Genomic DNA, 16,860 nt, shown 5'->3' on the forward strand with positions numbered 1-16,860 from the left:
CGTAATTCATAATTGTTGTATTTTAATAGTGCATCAAATCCCCACACTTTTTATTCCCTATGTTGCTTTTTATTCAAGTTATAGTCTGTTTCCTCGCCGTAATTGCTGTGGGAATGCGGCTTTCCCAAAGTGCTGATGTTGTCGCAGAAAAAACTGGGCTGGGGCGTACCTGGGTTGGTGGTTTACTATTATCTGGTGTGACATCTTTACCAGAGTTGGCGACAGGAGTTAGTGCAGTTACTGTATTAAACGCCCCAAACTTAGCCGCAGGAGCAATTTTAGGTAGTTGTCTTTTCAATTTGATGATTCTGGGACTGCTGGATATTTTTAGCGGACGCGAACCATTACTCAAACGCGCACCTGTGGGGCTGGGACTCTCCGCTAGTCTGGGTTGTGCGATGTTGGGCGTAACTGCTGCGGGAATGCTTTTCACTCAGCAAGGAATTTCTCTAACTTTAGGATGGGTTGGTGTTCCTAGCTTGTTATTAATTTTGCTTTATATCGTCAGCGCCAAAATGATGACGCAGTTTGAAATGCGACGACTCGCCGCAGCTATTTTAGAAGCAGAACCGGAAGCTTTGCAATACCAACACATTAAGCGGGGACAAGCTTATCTGAATTTTACCTTACTTGCTGTAGCCACTGTAGTCCTGGGTGTGTGGTTGGCGTTTTTGGGCGACCAAGTTTCCGCAGTTACGGGACTAGGACAAAGCTTTATCGGGGCGTTGCTGCTAGCTGGGGCGACATCATTACCGGAAGTGGTGGTATCTGTGGAAGCTATTCGCATGAATGCAGTGGAAATGGCTGTGTCGAATCTTTTTGGCTCTAATCTCTGGAATTTAGCGATTTTGGGCGTTTACGATGTAGTTTACCTCAAAGGTAATTTGTGGTTGCAAATTAGTGATGTGCATTTGTTAACTGCGATTATTGCCATGATTATGACTTCAGTAGCAACAGCTGGACTAATATATCATGCTGTCAGTCGCACCCAAATCTATGTGACTTGGGATGGACTGACTCTCATCGCTCTCTACATTGGGGGAATGTATATCATATACCGCAGTTGAGTTGCTAAAGCACCAGCGATCGCACTCGCAAATAAAGAAGTTACAGCCGTCCCAAATAGCCACCAAGCTGCATTCGCTACAATTCTTTTAGTTTCCTCAGCTTGGATTTTTCCTTGTTCTTGAATTGCTTCTAGGCGTTTTTGTACTTCTTGCTGGATGCGTTCACCTCTTTGCAATACACTATCCCGCGCCCCTTCGATTTGGTTGATAATTCGGTTAGCATCCTCTGGGGAAATATCTTCACGAGAACTGAGGATAGCAACTAGGGTATCACGGTCAAATTGACTCAGGCGATCGCGCAAAGCTTCAAATCCCGCTTGAGGATCATCAAATAACTTCGCGAAGTCTTGCTGAATCCCCTCATAATTCAGTTCTGGACGCTCCAAGGAGTTGAGATAATCGCGGATTTTACCAAAAACGCTATCAATTACCGATTGCAGCCTTTCCTGAACCTGCTGGATTTGACTGACAACTGCATCACGCACCGACTCAATTTGATCGACAATTCGGTTCGCTTCTTCCTCAGAAATATCTTCCCTTTCAGATAATAAAGCCACAATTGTGGAACGGTCAAATTTCGCCAGGCGATCGCCTAAATTCCCCACTCCCACTTGCGGATCTCGCAGCAACAATTGCAGATCACGTTTGATGCTTTCGGGGTTGAGTTCTTCTTTATCAGTATGACGCAAATAGTTTTCCAGATGAGCTTCAAAATCCGTCACTTTTTGAGCAGCACGACTAGCGTAACGTCTTGGCGCTTTAATAATACTATTAATCGCCTTTTGTACCTGATCAATTCTCTGATTAATTTGCTCTTCGCTCAAATCTTGACTTTGACTGAGGAGTTTAACCAATGTATCACGGTCAATTTGGGATAGGCGATGGCGGAATGCTAAAGCACCTTCTCGTGGGTCAGCTAATAATGTTTCTAAATCTCCTCTAATACCTCCTGGGTTGAGTTCTTCGAGGTTAGTATTGCGGAGATATTCCGCCAATTTATCTATTGTGGTTTGGGGTAATTGTACAATGCGATCGCCTACTGCTTGAATTTGGTCAAAGATTCGGTTGACCTCTGACTCGCTCAAATCTTGCCGTTGACTCAGCAATTTTACCACTGTATCGCGGTTAAAATGAGATAGGCGATCGCGGATTAAATTAATTCCAACTTCTGGCTGTTCTAGGAGAGTAGCAAATTCACGTTTAATCCCTTCAGGATTCAATTCGTCTTTGTTAGTATTCCGCAGATACTCTTCAATTCTTTGCCATAATTCATTAGCTTTTGCTGTTGCTTGTGCTTGGCGTTCTCGTTCTTGATTCAAGACTTGATTACAGATACTTTCCAGTTGATTAACAATCTTATTAGCCTCTGCTTCACTCAAATCTTGACGATGCAAAAGTAACCGCACAAAAGTGTCATGCTCAAAGGCTTGTAACCGAATCTCTAAATCTGTAAAATCTTGTAATAAACTGGTAAAATCTCGTTCAATAGCATCTGCATTCAGTTCATCTTTACTTGTAGAACGCAAATAATTTTCCACACGCAAACGCAATTCTTCGCCTTTTTCGCGTACTTCCGCCTGTTGAACAATTTCTAAAACTTCTTCACGAACGCTTTCCATCTGGTGAGTAATTTCTGTTACTCTCGCCTCGCTAATATCGCTGCGCTGTTTGAGCAAGTTTCTAAAATCTTCTTGATTAATTTCCGCTAATTCCCGGCGCGTCGTTGTCGGATCTGCTTGTGGATCATAGATAACTTCTTGAAATTCATCTCTAATTGTAGTGCGGTTCAAATGCCAAGGTAAAGAATTGAGAATATAGTCTTTTACATCCGCTTTAATAGTATTGTCTGGTTGCTGTGGTAATCTTGCAGCTATTTGTGCAGTAGTTTTATCTCTGATATCTTCTAACTGGTGTGTAATTTGCTCAACATCTATATCTTGAACTTTATCCCTCAGCTTTTGGACTTGAGTTGTAATTTTTTCGATATCAATATCAGAAAAATCTACTCGATTTAATACTGCTGTACCCGCAGTACCCAAACCATATTGTATTCCTTGTTTAATTAAAGTATTGCGACCATTGCCATTTTCTCTCACTCCCACCAATTCCTGAAGACGTTCACCTAAATTTTCAGACTTCAACTCTTCAGGTGTAGCAGACTTGAGTAAATTAATTACTTGCTCTGTGGGATTTTGACGAGCAATAACTTGTTTCCAAGCATCTTCGAGTTGGTCAGCAATTTGATTAATTTGTTGCTTGGATAAATTTACCTGATTGCTAATTAAATCAATAAATGTTTGGCGGTTGATATTTTTAAGTAAATCAGCATCACCAATAGATTTTAAATCTACATCACTGAGAATTTTATCAAATTGTTGGCGAACATCTGCTAAATTAACTTGTGGTATTTGCAGAGATTTTAAAGACGTTTCTAGAGTATTCTTGATACCTTCAGCATCTAAACCCGAAGTTAATTCCCGCCGGACTGCATTTGTAATTTCTTCCGCAGTGGAAACCGCTTGTTTTTTCGCCGCATTTGCGCCAATTGTCGCCGATGCAGTTCCCAATATAGCCTGTAATCCCGCATTAGTAGTATTGATAAAAGAACCAACCAAGGAACTCAAGGTTGATGAACCCAGCCAAACCACTAATGTAAAATAGGTAGACCAGATAACCACACCCATAATTGCGCCTAAAAGCATACTTTCAATTAAGCTCAATTTCACCGCCAGAAAACAAGCAACAAATAATGCCATACTTGCGGTGATTAATGCCCAAAATCCTATTTTAGTTTCAACCTTGCGAATTGTCCCACCCCAGCTACTCGACTCAGACCGAGAGAAGGAATCTGTTCCTAAAGATAAAATTCCTACAGCCAGTGAAAAATTTGTCAAGAGAAATTGGAAAGCCAAAGCCATTAAAGTCCCGGCTAATAGTGCGACTATCAACTTAGGTCCAGAAAAGAGTAATGATACTTGTTCTGGAGTTAAAATTTCCGACATTCCATTTCCGGGTGCTATTTCCATAGATAGCCAAACACCCGTCAAAATGTTTTCTACACCTTGAAACATAATATTATTTTCCTAATAGCGCTCAATTTAATAGCCATTTCTTGCTAAAAAGGCTTATTTACATAGTTTAGATTGCCAATTATCTAGACCTACACTTTCTCAGGGAAGAAATACCTTTTCCAGAAGTCATAGATTTATCTGTATACTCCGTAAAAGGCCACGCTACAACAAAAAGATCCCCGACTTCTTCAAGAAGTCGGGGATCTAAGCATATAGGTATTTAACAAATACTTATGCCTAATGATAGAGACGGCAATTATGTCAAGAGATTGATGGATAATTTTTCTAAAAATGTGTAAATAGAAATGTTGATAGCACTTTGTATAAGAATGCAATTTAATAATTTACTAGAACAGTCTTTGTGACTGCGGGTGAATTAAAGCGTAAATTTACAGAAAACTGAAATAGAGGAATTTAAAATGGTTACTACCGTGCGTAGAAGAGCTGTAGGCACTTTTTCTAATCGTAGAGACACTGAACAAGCACTGCATGAATTGAAAAATTCTGGCTTTTCAATGGATAGAGTTTCTGTTATTGCCAAAGATGCAGATCATCAAGATGATGTTGCTGGGACTCAAGTAACAGAAAAAGTCGGTAATAAAGCTGACGAGGGTGCAACAACTGGGGCGCTAACTGGTGGCGCGGTGGGCGGTATCACTGGCTTATTAGTTGGTCTGGGGACTTTAGCAATTCCTGGAATTGGACCAATTATGCTCGCAGGTGCAACAGCAACAACTTTGGCTACTACTCTGGCTGGTGCTGGTATTGGTGCAGTCGCTGGCGGCTTAATTGGGGCATTAGTTGGTTTAGGAATACCCGAAGAACGAGCCAGAGTTTACAACCAGCGAGTTGAACAAGGACATTATTTAGTCATTGTAGAAGGCACAGAAACAGAACTGGCAGCAGCCGAAAGAATTTTCAATCGCTACGGTATTGAAGAGTTTGGTGTTTATGATTATCCTCATGATCAAGTAGAACATCTCTCAGAGCATGATTCTATCAGACGTGAGACTACACCAGTTGCAGATACAGTTCGTACTAATTACTCAAAAACAAGCGAACTAGATGATCCAACGGTAGTGATTATTGACCGTCGAGATGAAAAAGTTTAACCCAGTTGTCGAGCAATACACCCGGATTTCTCTGGAGTAGAAAGAGCATGAGAAATGCTGCTTGCTACTCCTAAAAATGTCGAAATATTTTCCAACTTTGAATTTGTGAGGAAGACTTACAAAAATGAAAAACTTAACTCCTTTATTAATTAGTTGCGTTCTATTATTTGGTGCGGCTGCTTGTGCTGATGACACTGCAAGAACAGATCCCGCAGCACCGGCTCCTGGTCAAGTTGGAGAAGTACCAACCGCAGAAGACAGACAAACCTCCCTGGAAGATTCTCAGAGCCAAGTTCGCAGAGATCAACTAGATGCAGATATTCGCGCTCGTGAAGAACGAAATTTAGCTGCTGGTGGCGATATTACCGATAGAACTGCTGAAGACTTAGCCAGTGAAGTGCGTTCTAAGTTGGAGGCTAATATCCCTGATGGTCTACTAACAGTTGACGCTACAGAAGAAGGTACAGTCACTGTGTCAGGAACTGTAAAGAATCAGGATCAGTTATCTAAGATTGAACCATTAGCACAAGAAATTAATGGTGTTAATGATGTGATTGTTAACGCCGTTGTTGCTCCACCACAAGGCTAAATTGGTTCATTTCAAAGCCAAGTTAGTAATAAGAGGTAGATATAGCGTTTCTCAGTTGATTCGGTACTTGAAACCGACCCCGCAAGCTATGAGGTAACTATCATATACCTTATTTGATGAGGAAACGCTATAATTCTAGGGAAGTGAGGGTTAGGTCTCCTCATTTTGAGTAAATCCAGTTAATTCTACATTCCCCAATTACTGTACTTTGCAAGTAAATGGAATAGATATCTTAATATTATAAATCTTTGAGGCTGGAAATCCTGCCCGCCTTTGTGTAAGTGCAAAACTTGAAGTTTAGCTCACAAAGCTGATTGTGATCTTGAGTGAAATCCAGTAATTTAGAATAAATGCTGTAGCTACCAAAATAAAACACTATGGAAACTCAACAAAAGCAATTAGAACCAGTGGATGCGATTGCACCTGGTGGAATGCTACCACCAAGCGGGGGAGAAACGGCAAATTTGTCTCAGCTACCTCCAGCTTCTGAACCGGAAGCTCAATGGCGACGAGTTACTAGAAGAATAACTCACTTTTTAGATCAAATTCCTGAATATATAAGTAGCTTTTTTCAGAAAAATCAGCGCTCTTTGATTAATGTTGTTTTAATTCTGACTGCAATTATTACACTTAAGGTAGTAATAGCAATATTAGCAGCCATCAATGGTGTTCCTCTACTATCACCAAGTTTTGAGTTGATTGGTATTGGTTATTTTACTTGGTTTAGTTTGCGTTATTTGACTAAATCTGAAACTCGCCAAGAATTAATTGCTAAAATCAGATTATTGAAGCAAGAAATTGTGGGTGAGTAAGGTAACACCAAAAAATTAATTTACCGAAAATTGTAGTGGCGTGACCAGCTTAAAATAGGTATTAGTTTAGATGTGAAAAACGCCGATAAACGCCGATAAACGCGGATGATATAGACTTTGGCTAATGCCTCATTTTAAGCGTGTCAGTCCAGTAGGGTGGGTTAGCACAGCGTAACCCACCAACATCATAGACAAATTGGAATCTTTTTATTTGTCAAGTCCCAATTTTGTAAATAAAATATAGAACCTCACCCCCAGCCCCTCTCCTTATTAAGGAGAGGGGAGAGAAATTGCTTGGTTGCAAAATTATAATTGGGATTATGTCTAAAGGTAGAAAAAAAAAGCAGCTTTCTGATTTAAATTAGTTCTAAAGATAGTAGTTTTATTATTTTCATTAGCTTAATCTAGTTCTTGGCGTTATTTAAAAAAGGCATAATCATATATGACTAATAAAAAAGTGAATAATCAGGCTATTGATTCATCTGAACGTGTAGATGTAGATAATTATGATCGAGGCATAATACCTGCTGAAACCGCAGCTCGTAAAGAGAGAGAAGGCGAAAATTATAAAACTCTTCCCACAGAACAAACACAGGAAGATACATCTACAAATGACCAAAGTAATACAGATAGCATAAATACCACTGATGGCTACACAATAGACCAAGAAGGTTTAGTGAATAACTATGCTGTGGAGCCAGAAATGTATTATGAAAAACCGGGAGACGCTCGAAAACAGGCTATTCAAGACAGCGCTGAACGTGTTGAAGAACTCCAAGAAATAAATCAGGATCAAGAAGGTAAGTTGACAGAAAAGGGAGATACCAGGGGTAAAGGCCCAGGAAGAATTTAGGACTCTTGAAATTTGAATTCGTGATGTTTGGCATAGTCATTCTACCCCTCCCCCAACTCTTCCTGTGCAAGCGAGGAGGGGAGGTAGAAAATATGGGTTTTGTCTTTGTTAAATCGTAAAAGATGCCATTTCATAATTATGCCATTGCCTTTGATACCATTCGGCAACCAAGGGACGGACAATAAATTTAGCATGGGCATCGCCTGTAACATCTATGCGTAAACTAGAATAAGGTCGTTTCTTTTTAGAACCGCGACCATGACGACCAACGAATAAATGCGATCGCGCCACTAATTTACTATTATCTCCCACGGTTTCTCTTAAATCTGCGCCTTCAGTTCTTTGGCGACGCAAACTATACCCACTACCGCCACACACAACCCAGTGAATATTAGCATCAGCGTGTCCTGTATCCAAGGTTTCCAGGTGTTCTAAGCAGTGCGCGTGACCATTTAAGACTAAATCTACTAGAGGCTGTCCCTGTGTCAAATCACCGACTTCTGCGGCTACTGCATCCAAGACACCACGCAGGCGATCGCGAACCGCTAAAGTTTGCGCTTGTTGCCATTTTGTCGCTTCAGTCACATAAGGCGGATGGTGGAAATAAATAATTCTTCCCCGTATATCTGCGCTATTCCAAGATTTAATCAGTCTTTGTTTTAACCATTCCAGTTGTTCGATATCAGTCACAGCGTTTTTATCTGTGTGTAATTGCTTCTCGATATCAACAATCAGTTCTTCAATTTGGGATATTTGACCCTGTAAATCATCCAGTTTCTCAGCGTCGCTGGGATTCTCCGGATTTAGCTGGGCGGAAGTTTCCATGATTTGCAGCTTTTCCTGCTCAAACTCCTGACGGCGTTTTTCCAAAACTCGGCGCTGTTCTCTGCCGGCGCGGGTTTGAGGTATTGGTGCTGGTTCATTAAATGTATTGGAATCTAGGGCAAAAAAGTCAATGCCTCTGTAACAAAACGTATAATAACGATTTGGTAAACGGGTAAAATTTCCTGGTTGGTAATTCAGACAGCGACCTGTATCGGTCTGTGCAGTATAGTAATTATCTAAGTGTTGCGCTAACTCACCTGGAAGCTGTAAGGCTTTGAGATAGTCTAAAAATGCCTTTGCATAAGCGCTACCTTTCCTAGAACCATGTAAGCCTACATCCAGGTCTAATTTTGAGCGCAATAACCGCCGAATCGGTAAAGTAGTCAAAGAAAGCAAACTTAAAATAACTGGTAAGTCATAGTAATCATGATTTCCCGGTACTGGTAAAATGGGTAGATTGAAAACCATCTGGTCGTAATCAATCTTGTCTGAATCTTCCCCACCCACAAGAAATTCTCTGTAAGGTCGAATAAAGTTCTGCTGGTAATATTCACTCGACCCCACCAAATAAATCACATCACCTGTGTGTAACATAAAACTGCATTCAGCATGATGGGGTAGCATTTGTTCTGCAACTTGTCGCTGTGGATTATGTCCTCGGTGACTACCAGTCCCACTGTCACCCACAACTAAAAAAGAAAAATCAGAATTATTCGCGTGATCATCTGCTAACACCAGGCGAGTTTGGTCAATACCACGCTCTAAAATTAACGGGTCTTGCCATTTTACCCGTTGCTGCATTTTACTAATTTTTTTCGCGATCGCTGGATCAGAAACGAGTTTCAATACAACCTACTCCTCAACGTTAATTCTTGCTTCTCAACCTGACTTACTCCCCCACTTCTGCGTTTGAGTCTTTCATCTCAATAGTCAAATTCGGAAGTCCCTCTAGTTTTTCCGCCGGATCAATTACTTGGTCAAAAGGCACAAAAATTTTCAAGCCTGCTGGTACACAATGAATTTCAATCGGAGTTGTACCAATCATTTCACCATCTAAAACCACCTTTTGAGGCGGTTCAGCCCTGATTTTAAATCGATTTCCGCGCAGGTAGCCAATATCGTCTCGCTCGGCGGCGCTACTCGTTGAAGCCGTTTGGAATAGATGAAATGCAGCTGCGATCGCTCCGGCTTTACTTGCGGGAGCCACGATGGTTAAATCTAATAATCCATCATCATAAATAATTCCGGCTGGCCCCTGAGCCAGGACTGAACTAGGAGGAGCAGCATTAGCCACCGTTACAGCTGAGGCTGTCGTTTTAATGATCCTATCCTCAGTTTCAATTTCTACTTCAAAACTCTGTAAATTCTGTAGTTGTTGCACCCCAGCTAAAACATAAGCTATAATCCCAAACCGTCTTTTCGCGTCTCGGTCTGCCAGTTCTACAGTTTCCGCTTCAAAACCGATACCTGTCAATAGTACCATTGGCTTACCATTACAATAAGCTGCATCCACATATCGAGTTTGTCCCTGCAAAATTGTCATACAAGCAGCATCGATGGTATCAGGTATTCTCAATGCGGCGGCGAAAGCGTTGGCTGTTCCCCGTGAAATAATCCCCAAAGGGATATCAGTATTTACTATTGCCATAGCCGCCGCCGACAAAGTACCATCTCCCCCGGAAGCAATAATCGCTTCTACACCCCGTTCTACAGCCGCTTGCGCCAGTTCATCAGCACCAATTTCTGGCGTGGTTTGATAAATATCCAAGTCAATTTCTGGCTCTAATAATGAGCGAATCATTGCCAGTTCTAATTCTGGATCACCTTGACCCGCAACTGGATTAAAGATCAGGCAAGCGGAACGGTTCATAGGGTTGACACTTAAGTTTTAATTAATCAGATGTCAAATTAGTCATAATATCACTGTAATTCAAAAAAATGTAAACAAATGTAAAAAAAACAATAATAAAGTTTACCTCAATCAGGCAATAACCATCCGAAGACTCACCCACTGCGGTAGTCTAGATGAGAATAAGTTTATCGCCTGGTTTGACATATTGTTTTATGACTTCAGTTATTTCTAGTCCTACACGCACTATCCGCATTGGTTCTCGTAAAAGTCAACTCGCCCTAGTTCAAACCTACTGGGTACGCGACCAACTGCAAAAAAGCTTTCCTGAGATTATTTTTGAAGTCCATACCATGTCTACCCAAGGCGACAATATCCTGGATGTAGCATTAGCCAAAATTGGCGATAAAGGACTATTTACTAAAGAATTAGAACTGGGAATGCTCAATCAGGAAATTGATTTTGCAGTTCATTCTTTGAAGGATTTACCCACTAATTTACCAGAAGGTTTAACTCTGGCAGTAATTACAGAACGGGAAAACCCAGCAGATGCCCTAGTTGTACATGATAAATATAAAGATAAACAAATTGAGACTCTGCCCGCAGGTGCAGTTATTGGCACATCTTCTTTAAGAAGATTAGCGCAGTTACGCAACAAATTTCCCCATTTTACTTTTAAAGATGTCCGGGGAAATTTAAATACCCGCTTGAAAAAACTGGATTCAGGCGAATATGATGCCCTGATTTTAGCAGCCGCCGGTTTAGAGCGCTTGGGAATGAGCGATCGCATCCATCAAGTTTTGCCGAAGGAAATTTCGCTCCACGCAGTCGGACAAGGGGCTTTAGGCATCGAATGCCGGGCTGATGACAAGGAAATCATCAACATCCTCAAAGCGATTGAACATACCGAAACACGCGATCGCTGTCTCGCAGAAAGATCATTTTTACGGATTCTCGAAGGTGGTTGTCAAGTACCTATAGGGGTAAATACAGTCATAGATGGTGATAATTTAACCCTAAGTGGCATAGTCGCCAGCGTCGATGGTCAAAAAATAGTCAAAGACACAGTAACTGGTGAGGCGAAAAATGCCGAAAAGCTGGGTGCAGAACTAGCAGCACTGTTAAGAAAACAAGGCGCACAGGAAATTTTAGAGGAAATATTTACCGAGATTCAACGGGGTTCCTAAGCTATTAGACATCTGGTAACAAAGAATGTAGAGATGTTATGTGAAAGTCTCTACAACGGTTCTGTAATCACGCATATTTTATTTTCACCAGATGTCTATTGGGCAAGTCAATATGATTAGATAAGTAATCAGTACGCAGTCAATAACTGATAACTGATAACTGATAAGCACAACCAGGGAAATAAAAACTACCATGCGGATTCTATTCGTTGCAGCAGAAGCAGCTCCGGTTGCGAAAGTGGGAGGAATGGGGGATGTTGTGGGTGCATTGCCCAAAATTTTGAGAAAAATGGGGCATGATGTCCGCATCTTCTTACCTTATTACGGCTTCCTCCCAGACAAAATGGAGGTTCCTGAAGCACCGATTTGGAAGGGATCTGCCATGTTCCAGGATTTTGACGTTTACGAAAGCGTGTTACCTGGTACTGATGTTCCCTTGTACTTATTTGGACATCCTGCCTTTTTACCCCGCCGGATTTATGGTGGTGAGAGTGAGGACTGGCGGTTCACTTTCTTTGCCAATGGTGCAGCTGAATTTTGCTGGAACTACTGGAAACCAGAAATTATTCACTGTCACGATTGGCACACAGGGATGATTCCAGTGTGGATGCACCAAGACCCTGATATCAGCACTGTGTTTACAATTCACAACTTGGCTTATCAAGGGCCGTGGAGTTGGTATTTACAAAAAATTACCTGGTGTCCTTGGTATATGCAGGGACATAACACAATGGCGGCGGCAGTACAATTTGCCGACCGGGTAAATACAGTTTCTCCCACTTATGCCGAACAAATCAAAACTCCTGCTTACGGTGAAACTTTAGAAGGTTTGCTGTCTTTCATTAGTGGTAAGTTATCGGGAATTATTAACGGTATCGACCTTGAGGTTTACGATCCCAGTAACGATAAAGCCCTGGCGCAACCGTTTACTATCGATACTCTAGATAAACGCAAGGCGAACAAAATTGCTCTGCAAGAAGAAGTGGGTTTAGAAGTTAATAGTAAAGCCTTTTTAATTGGCATGGTGACACGGTTAGTAGAGCAAAAAGGCATTGATTTGCTGTTGCAAATGCTCGACCGGTTCATGGCTTATACAGATGCTCAATTCGTGTTGTTGGGAACAGGCGATCGCAATTACGAAACCCAAATGTGGCAGTTAGCATCCCGCTATCCTGGACGCATGGCCACTTATTTGCTGTATAACGATGCCCTGTCTCGCCGGATTTATGCTGGTGCTGATACCTTCTTAATGCCTAGCCGCTTTGAACCCTGCGGTATCAGTCAAATGATGTCTTTACGTTATGGTTGTCCCCCCATTGTCCGCCGTACAGGTGGATTAGTTGACACTGTATCCCACCACGACCCCATGAACGCTGCCGGTACTGGTTATTGCTTTGACCGCTATGAACCGTTAGACCTGTTTACCTGTATGATTCGGGCTTGGGAAGGTTTCCGTTTCCAACCTCAATGGCAGGAATTACAACAACGGGGGATGAGCCAGAACTTCAGTTGGTATGAATCAGCCAAGCAGTATGTAAAGTTATATAGATCGATTTTTGGTTTACCAGAGGAAGAAGAACAGCCACAACCTGAGTTACTAATCACCGAAGCTGTAAAAACTAGCAAATCTTGATTTGTTGAGATCAATAATTTTCTTGACTCATGACCTGTATATTCAGGTTCATGAGTTTTTTTTAATGTTCATAAATAAATTTAGGGGCTTGTATCCCTGTTGCCAGAAAAAAACCTGAATCCTTCCCCCTTGCCCCCTGCTCCCCTGCCTCTTGCTAAGGAAGTTGAAAAGTTGCCAATTTGACATATTTATTATCCTGATCTTACCTGTTGTATGTTGAAATAACACTTAATCAGAAAGTGTCTAAATGATCATGTTTATGGCAAAAGTTAAGATTATTATTTATGGTTTGATTGCATTAATTAGTTTAATTAGTACACTAAGTATCAATACTTCTGCCCTAACTCAGTTACCACCAGTTCATATTTCTTTTGCATCTAGTCACTTTATCTGGCCAGCTCAAGGGTTAATTTCTCAAGGTTTCCGCAAATATCAACATGAAGGAATTGATATCGCCGGGGCTTCTGGGACTCCGATTTTTGCGGCTGCATCCGGTACTGTTGTCAAAGCAGGTTGGGATAATTGGGGATTGGGCAATGCTATAGAAATTAAACATCTTGATCAAAGTGTCACAGTGTATGGCCACAGTCGCCGTTTACTTGTGAGTAAAGGTCAAAAGGTCAAACAAGGCCAAATGATTGCCGAAATGGGTTCTACGGGTAATAGTTCCGCCCCTCATCTGCACTTTGAAGTTTATCCTAATGGTAAGGTAGCATCTGACCCTATTCGCTTGTTAGCATCTGCAAGCACAGACCAAAAAACACCCCCAACTGTACAACAAGTTTCACCGCCTCAACCCATCAATCCTGCCCCTGTAAGACTTGAAACTGAATGCAGTGGCATCATAATTCTTGAAGGTGAAACTGCAAATAATCTGATCAAAATTTGTCAAGACAATGGCCAGTTATTTTATTTTGGGCAGTTCAAACAAAATTCAAGTAAATCGATTAAGATTCCAGCTCGGAATATTGGCCAAGATACATATCGCGCAGATAACGGTACTTATTCTTACTTAGTCAATTCTAAAGCTGTGGAAGTATGGCACAAAGGCTTACAAATTCGTATTGATATTTTTAAGACCAAAAAAGTTTAATGTAATTTTGAATACCGTAAAATTAAATATAGAGTAAAATCAAGTAAAAGTTATCAAGCTATTGCATAAAGGGGGCATTATGGACTATATGGCTTATTCTCATATCTCTATGGCCAATGAGGAAGGGAATGAAAATATTGAATACAATCTTCCTAACTTTCAGCTTGAGTGGAAAAAACTCTTTCAGCCTGCTGCGATAGTTGCAGCCAAAGCAGAACATCTGCCGAAATTCAAATTCCACTGGCTAAATTTTCTCAAATCTTCTGCTTGGTTAGCTTTCGCTGGCATTAGTTTACTTTTTGCTACTGTTACCCACGCTCAGTCAGCTTCCACATCTTATGTAAGAACTAACGGTAGTTGTTTACGTGTCCGTGAAGATGCTAACCTCAACTCCCGAACTTTGGAATGTATCCCTAATGGTACTCAAATAAGGACTACGGAAATTATCAATGGTTTCGCTCGACTGTCTCAAAATAGATTCGTTTCGGCGAGATGGGTGGGTAGCACACCAAATAATCGCCCTGTCACCCCGAATAATGGTACAGGTGGGACAGTGATTCTGGGTTTGGGATCTCGTGGTGCGGCTGTGACGGAAGTTCAAAGAGCTTTGGGTGTACAACAAACTGGGTATTATGGCCCGACTACAACTCGCGTAGTTAGAGCATTTCAGGCTCGAAATAATTTACGTGTTGATGGCATTGTTGGCCCTCAAACTCGCAATGCCATTTTTAGGAATGGCAACCAAGCCGGTACTGGTGGGCAAGTTCTTTTGAGTCGGGGATCTCGCGGTGCGGCCGTGACGGAAGTTCAAAGAGCTTTAAATGTCCAACCTACGGGATATTATGGACCGACCACAACTCGCGTAGTCAGAGAGTTTCAGGCTCGGAATAACTTACTTGTTGATGGCATTGTTGGCCCCCAAACTCGCAGTGCAATTTTTAGAACTTAAAAATAATTTTGCACAATTTCTAAGATGCGTTCGGCGGAGTGACCATCTCCATAGGGATTTATGGCGTTTGCCATTGCTTGATAGGCGTTGGGGTTACTTAGCAACTCACCCGCAGATTGAACAATGTTTTGGGTTGTAGTTCCCACAAGTTTAGCTGTACCAGCAGTTACAGCCTCTGGCCTTTCTGTCGTATCTCTGAGAACCAACACTGGTTTTCCCAGGCTAGGGGCTTCTTCTTGCAAACCACCAGAATCAGTTAAAAGGAAATGCGATCGCTCAATAGCCCCCACTAGTTCGCTATAATCTAACGGCTCAATCAAAAAGATACGCGGATGATTTCCTAAAAGCGTCTGTAATGGTTGTCTTACTGTGGGATTACGGTGTAATGGTAACAGTAAGGCTGTATCAGAAAACTTATTTAATATCTGTAAAAATGCTTGAGCGATCGCTTGTAATGGTTCTCCCCAATTTTCCCGCCGATGGACTGTGGCTAACAAGGTGCGATACGAATTCCAATCTAAACCGGGTACATTACAAGCGGGTTTAGTTGCAGCTACATTTAATAGTGCATCAATCACAGTATTACCTGTGAGATGAATTTCTCCCAAAACCCCAGAACGCTGTAAGTTCTCCGCCGCCCACGGAGTTGGCGCAAAATGCAACTGAGTCAGTTGAGAAATTAGCCGCCGATTTGCTTCTTCTGGATATGGATTAAATAAGTCATCAGTTCTTAACCCAGCTTCTACATGACCAACGGGGATTTTTTGATAAAAAGCTGCCAAAGCTGCGGCAAAAGCTGTGGTAGTGTCTCCCTGGACTATGACTAAATCCGGCTGACTTTTTTGGAATAATGCTTCTAAACCTTGTAAGCTGCGGCAAGTAATATCATTTAAACTTTGCTGCGGCTGCATAATTTCTAAATCATCATCAGCCTTCAGGTGGAATAACTGCATCACCTGCTCAACCATCTCGCGATGTTGTCCAGTTAAAATTACCTGCAAATCAAATTTGGGCGACTGTTGAAATATCTGAATGACTGGAGCCAGTTTAATTGCTTCCGGTCTTGTCCCCAAAATAATGCAAATTTTCTTTTTAATAGTCATTTTTTATAACGAAAATATCTAGTATGTGGCTGTTGCACTTCAAACCTTTTTTCAGAACCTTGTAAAGGCGTTTCACGAAACATCTCTACTTTGTCACCAGATGTCTACTACAAACTATAGCAATCCTATGAAAATTTCCAGTTTTAAAATCCCGGTATCTTGAAGATAGCGGGATTCTGATGGCGCACCAAAAATGAAAAAACCCGGCTTAACCGGGCAGATGCTCTGTTTGTCGAATTAAGCAGGATGAACTATACCTCTATGTCACAAGTTAAAGGACAAGCAGCATATACAGAAGTCTGCATTTGTTCAGTTTCTCCATTTAACCAACTCAACCACTTGACTTCGTTTGGGTGTACACCTCTAAAAGTCAACACGCCAGCAGCAATCATGACTGCCAAGACATTAAACATGATTAAACCGCCTGATACGAGCAAAACTGCACTAGCAGGCATTACAGATTGCAACACAATTGACAACAAGCATCCGACCGTAGCCATTACAAAGACTAATGGAAAACCGACAACCAGCAAGCACACTGCCAATGTGAAAGTCCAAATCAAAAAACTTTTGATCATCATCAAGGAGTAGGTCTTTCCTAGATTAGAGCTTTGAGCCGAAACCATGACTTTTCCTCCCAAAAATATACAGCAAGGTTTTTATCTCAGTCATATATCGTTTTTAACGAGTTAACTGAATCGTTCAATTGAAGTTTCA

At 41.5% G+C, this 16,860-nt stretch carries 14 protein-coding genes; 9 read left to right on the forward strand and 5 right to left on the reverse strand.

All coding sequences use genetic code 11. From position 1 onward, the window contains the following. Positions 1 to 59 precede the first annotated feature (59 nt). A complete protein-coding gene (locus tag ACM0OW_RS13255) occupies positions 60 to 1,067 on the forward strand; it encodes a sodium:calcium antiporter (protein WP_414550570.1) in 1,008 nt (335 codons plus the stop codon). Here ACM0OW_RS13255 and ACM0OW_RS13260 read toward each other — a convergent pair. Beyond that, positions 1,031 to 4,138 (reverse strand): MFS transporter, encoded by a 3,108-nt coding sequence (locus ACM0OW_RS13260; RefSeq protein ID WP_414550571.1) that lies wholly within the window; start codon positions 4,136 to 4,138, stop codon positions 1,031 to 1,033. The two genes, ACM0OW_RS13255 and ACM0OW_RS13260, sit on opposite strands and share 37 nt — an antisense overlap. 419 nt (positions 4,139 to 4,557) lie before the next feature. On the opposite strand from ACM0OW_RS13260, the gene ACM0OW_RS13265 reads away from it, so the two are divergent. The 4 genes from ACM0OW_RS13265 (at position 4,558) to ACM0OW_RS13280 (ending at position 7,504) form a co-directional block, all read left to right on the forward strand. Continuing rightward, complete coding sequence (locus tag ACM0OW_RS13265) at positions 4,558 to 5,250, forward strand: general stress protein (RefSeq protein ID WP_414550572.1); 693 nt, start codon at positions 4,558 to 4,560, stop codon at positions 5,248 to 5,250. Between the two features lie 124 nt (positions 5,251 to 5,374). Continuing rightward, complete coding sequence (locus ACM0OW_RS13270) at positions 5,375 to 5,839, forward strand: BON domain-containing protein (RefSeq protein ID WP_414550573.1); 465 nt, start codon at positions 5,375 to 5,377, stop codon at positions 5,837 to 5,839. A 377-nt stretch (positions 5,840 to 6,216) separates the two neighbouring features. Beyond that, positions 6,217 to 6,651 carry a CAAD domain-containing protein gene (locus ACM0OW_RS13275; RefSeq protein WP_414550574.1) on the forward strand — a complete coding sequence of 145 codons (435 nt, stop codon included), beginning with the start codon at positions 6,217 to 6,219 and terminating at the stop codon, positions 6,649 to 6,651. A gap of 442 nt (positions 6,652 to 7,093) precedes the next feature. Then, the gene (locus tag ACM0OW_RS13280) at positions 7,094 to 7,504 is read left to right on the forward strand and encodes a hypothetical protein (RefSeq protein WP_414550575.1); all 411 of its coding nucleotides are present in this window, start codon (positions 7,094 to 7,096) and stop codon (positions 7,502 to 7,504) included. A gap of 108 nt (positions 7,505 to 7,612) precedes the next feature. Here ACM0OW_RS13280 and ACM0OW_RS13285 read toward each other — a convergent pair whose 3' ends face one another. Then, entirely contained in the window at positions 7,613 to 9,175 is a 1,563-nt protein-coding gene (locus tag ACM0OW_RS13285; protein ID WP_414550576.1) for a metallophosphoesterase, read from the reverse strand. A 43-nt stretch (positions 9,176 to 9,218) separates the two neighbouring features. After that, positions 9,219 to 10,199, reverse strand: a complete 981-nt coding sequence (locus ACM0OW_RS13290; protein ID WP_414550577.1) for a YegS/Rv2252/BmrU family lipid kinase — start codon at positions 10,197 to 10,199, stop codon at positions 9,219 to 9,221. 194 nt (positions 10,200 to 10,393) lie between these two features. Between ACM0OW_RS13290 and hemC the strand changes: the two genes are divergently transcribed. The 4 genes from hemC (at position 10,394) to ACM0OW_RS13310 (ending at position 15,040) form a co-directional block, all read left to right on the forward strand. Beyond that, positions 10,394 to 11,365 (forward strand): hydroxymethylbilane synthase, encoded by a 972-nt coding sequence (hemC, locus tag ACM0OW_RS13295; RefSeq protein WP_414550578.1) that lies wholly within the window; start codon positions 10,394 to 10,396, stop codon positions 11,363 to 11,365. A 193-nt stretch (positions 11,366 to 11,558) separates the two neighbouring features. After that, on the forward strand, positions 11,559 to 12,998 hold the full coding sequence (glgA, locus tag ACM0OW_RS13300; protein WP_414550579.1) for a glycogen synthase GlgA: 1,440 nt from the start codon (positions 11,559 to 11,561) through the stop codon (positions 12,996 to 12,998). A 259-nt stretch (positions 12,999 to 13,257) separates the two neighbouring features. Then, a complete protein-coding gene (locus ACM0OW_RS13305; protein ID WP_414550580.1) occupies positions 13,258 to 14,091 on the forward strand; it encodes a M23 family metallopeptidase in 834 nt (277 codons plus the stop codon). Between the two features lie 109 nt (positions 14,092 to 14,200). After that, entirely contained in the window at positions 14,201 to 15,040 is an 840-nt protein-coding gene (locus ACM0OW_RS13310) for a peptidoglycan-binding protein (RefSeq protein ID WP_414550581.1), read from the forward strand. Here ACM0OW_RS13310 and wecB read toward each other — a convergent pair. Together wecB and ACM0OW_RS13320 are read right to left on the reverse strand one after the other, a co-directional pair. Further along, positions 15,037 to 16,143: a non-hydrolyzing UDP-N-acetylglucosamine 2-epimerase gene (gene wecB, locus ACM0OW_RS13315; RefSeq protein ID WP_414550582.1), complete on the reverse strand. Its 1,107-nt coding sequence runs from the start codon at positions 16,141 to 16,143 to the stop codon at positions 15,037 to 15,039. The two genes, ACM0OW_RS13310 and wecB, sit on opposite strands and share 4 nt — an antisense overlap. 251 nt (positions 16,144 to 16,394) lie before the next feature. Then, entirely contained in the window at positions 16,395 to 16,769 is a 375-nt protein-coding gene (locus tag ACM0OW_RS13320) for a hypothetical protein (RefSeq protein WP_414550583.1), read from the reverse strand. Between the last annotated feature and the right edge of the window lie 91 nt (positions 16,770 to 16,860).

Source organism: Anabaena sp. CCY 0017 (assembly GCF_963920885.1).
Lineage (GTDB): Bacteria > Cyanobacteriota > Cyanobacteriia > Cyanobacteriales > Nostocaceae > Nodularia.

Excerpts from the sequence above, each read along its gene's own strand:
- ACM0OW_RS13260 (WP_414550571.1), bottom strand. The coding sequence starts at position 4,138 with ATGTTTCAAGGTGTAGAAAACATTTTGACGGGTGTTTGGCTATCTATG.
- ACM0OW_RS13280 (WP_414550575.1), top strand. The coding sequence starts at position 7,094 with ATGACTAATAAAAAAGTGAATAATCAGGCTATTGATTCATCTGAACGT.
- ACM0OW_RS13290 (WP_414550577.1), bottom strand. The coding sequence starts at position 10,199 with ATGAACCGTTCCGCTTGCCTGATCTTTAATCCAGTTGCGGGTCAAGGT.
- ACM0OW_RS13320 (WP_414550583.1), bottom strand. The coding sequence starts at position 16,769 with ATGGTTTCGGCTCAAAGCTCTAATCTAGGAAAGACCTACTCCTTGATG.
- ACM0OW_RS13270 (WP_414550573.1), top strand. The coding sequence starts at position 5,375 with ATGAAAAACTTAACTCCTTTATTAATTAGTTGCGTTCTATTATTTGGT.
- glgA (WP_414550579.1), top strand. The coding sequence starts at position 11,559 with ATGCGGATTCTATTCGTTGCAGCAGAAGCAGCTCCGGTTGCGAAAGTG.
- ACM0OW_RS13275 (WP_414550574.1), top strand. The coding sequence starts at position 6,217 with ATGGAAACTCAACAAAAGCAATTAGAACCAGTGGATGCGATTGCACCT.
- ACM0OW_RS13305 (WP_414550580.1), top strand. The coding sequence starts at position 13,258 with ATGGCAAAAGTTAAGATTATTATTTATGGTTTGATTGCATTAATTAGT.
- wecB (WP_414550582.1), bottom strand. The coding sequence starts at position 16,143 with ATGACTATTAAAAAGAAAATTTGCATTATTTTGGGGACAAGACCGGAA.
- ACM0OW_RS13265 (WP_414550572.1), top strand. The coding sequence starts at position 4,558 with ATGGTTACTACCGTGCGTAGAAGAGCTGTAGGCACTTTTTCTAATCGT.
- hemC (WP_414550578.1), top strand. The coding sequence starts at position 10,394 with ATGACTTCAGTTATTTCTAGTCCTACACGCACTATCCGCATTGGTTCT.
- ACM0OW_RS13310 (WP_414550581.1), top strand. The coding sequence starts at position 14,201 with ATGGCCAATGAGGAAGGGAATGAAAATATTGAATACAATCTTCCTAAC.
- ACM0OW_RS13255 (WP_414550570.1), top strand. The coding sequence starts at position 60 with ATGTTGCTTTTTATTCAAGTTATAGTCTGTTTCCTCGCCGTAATTGCT.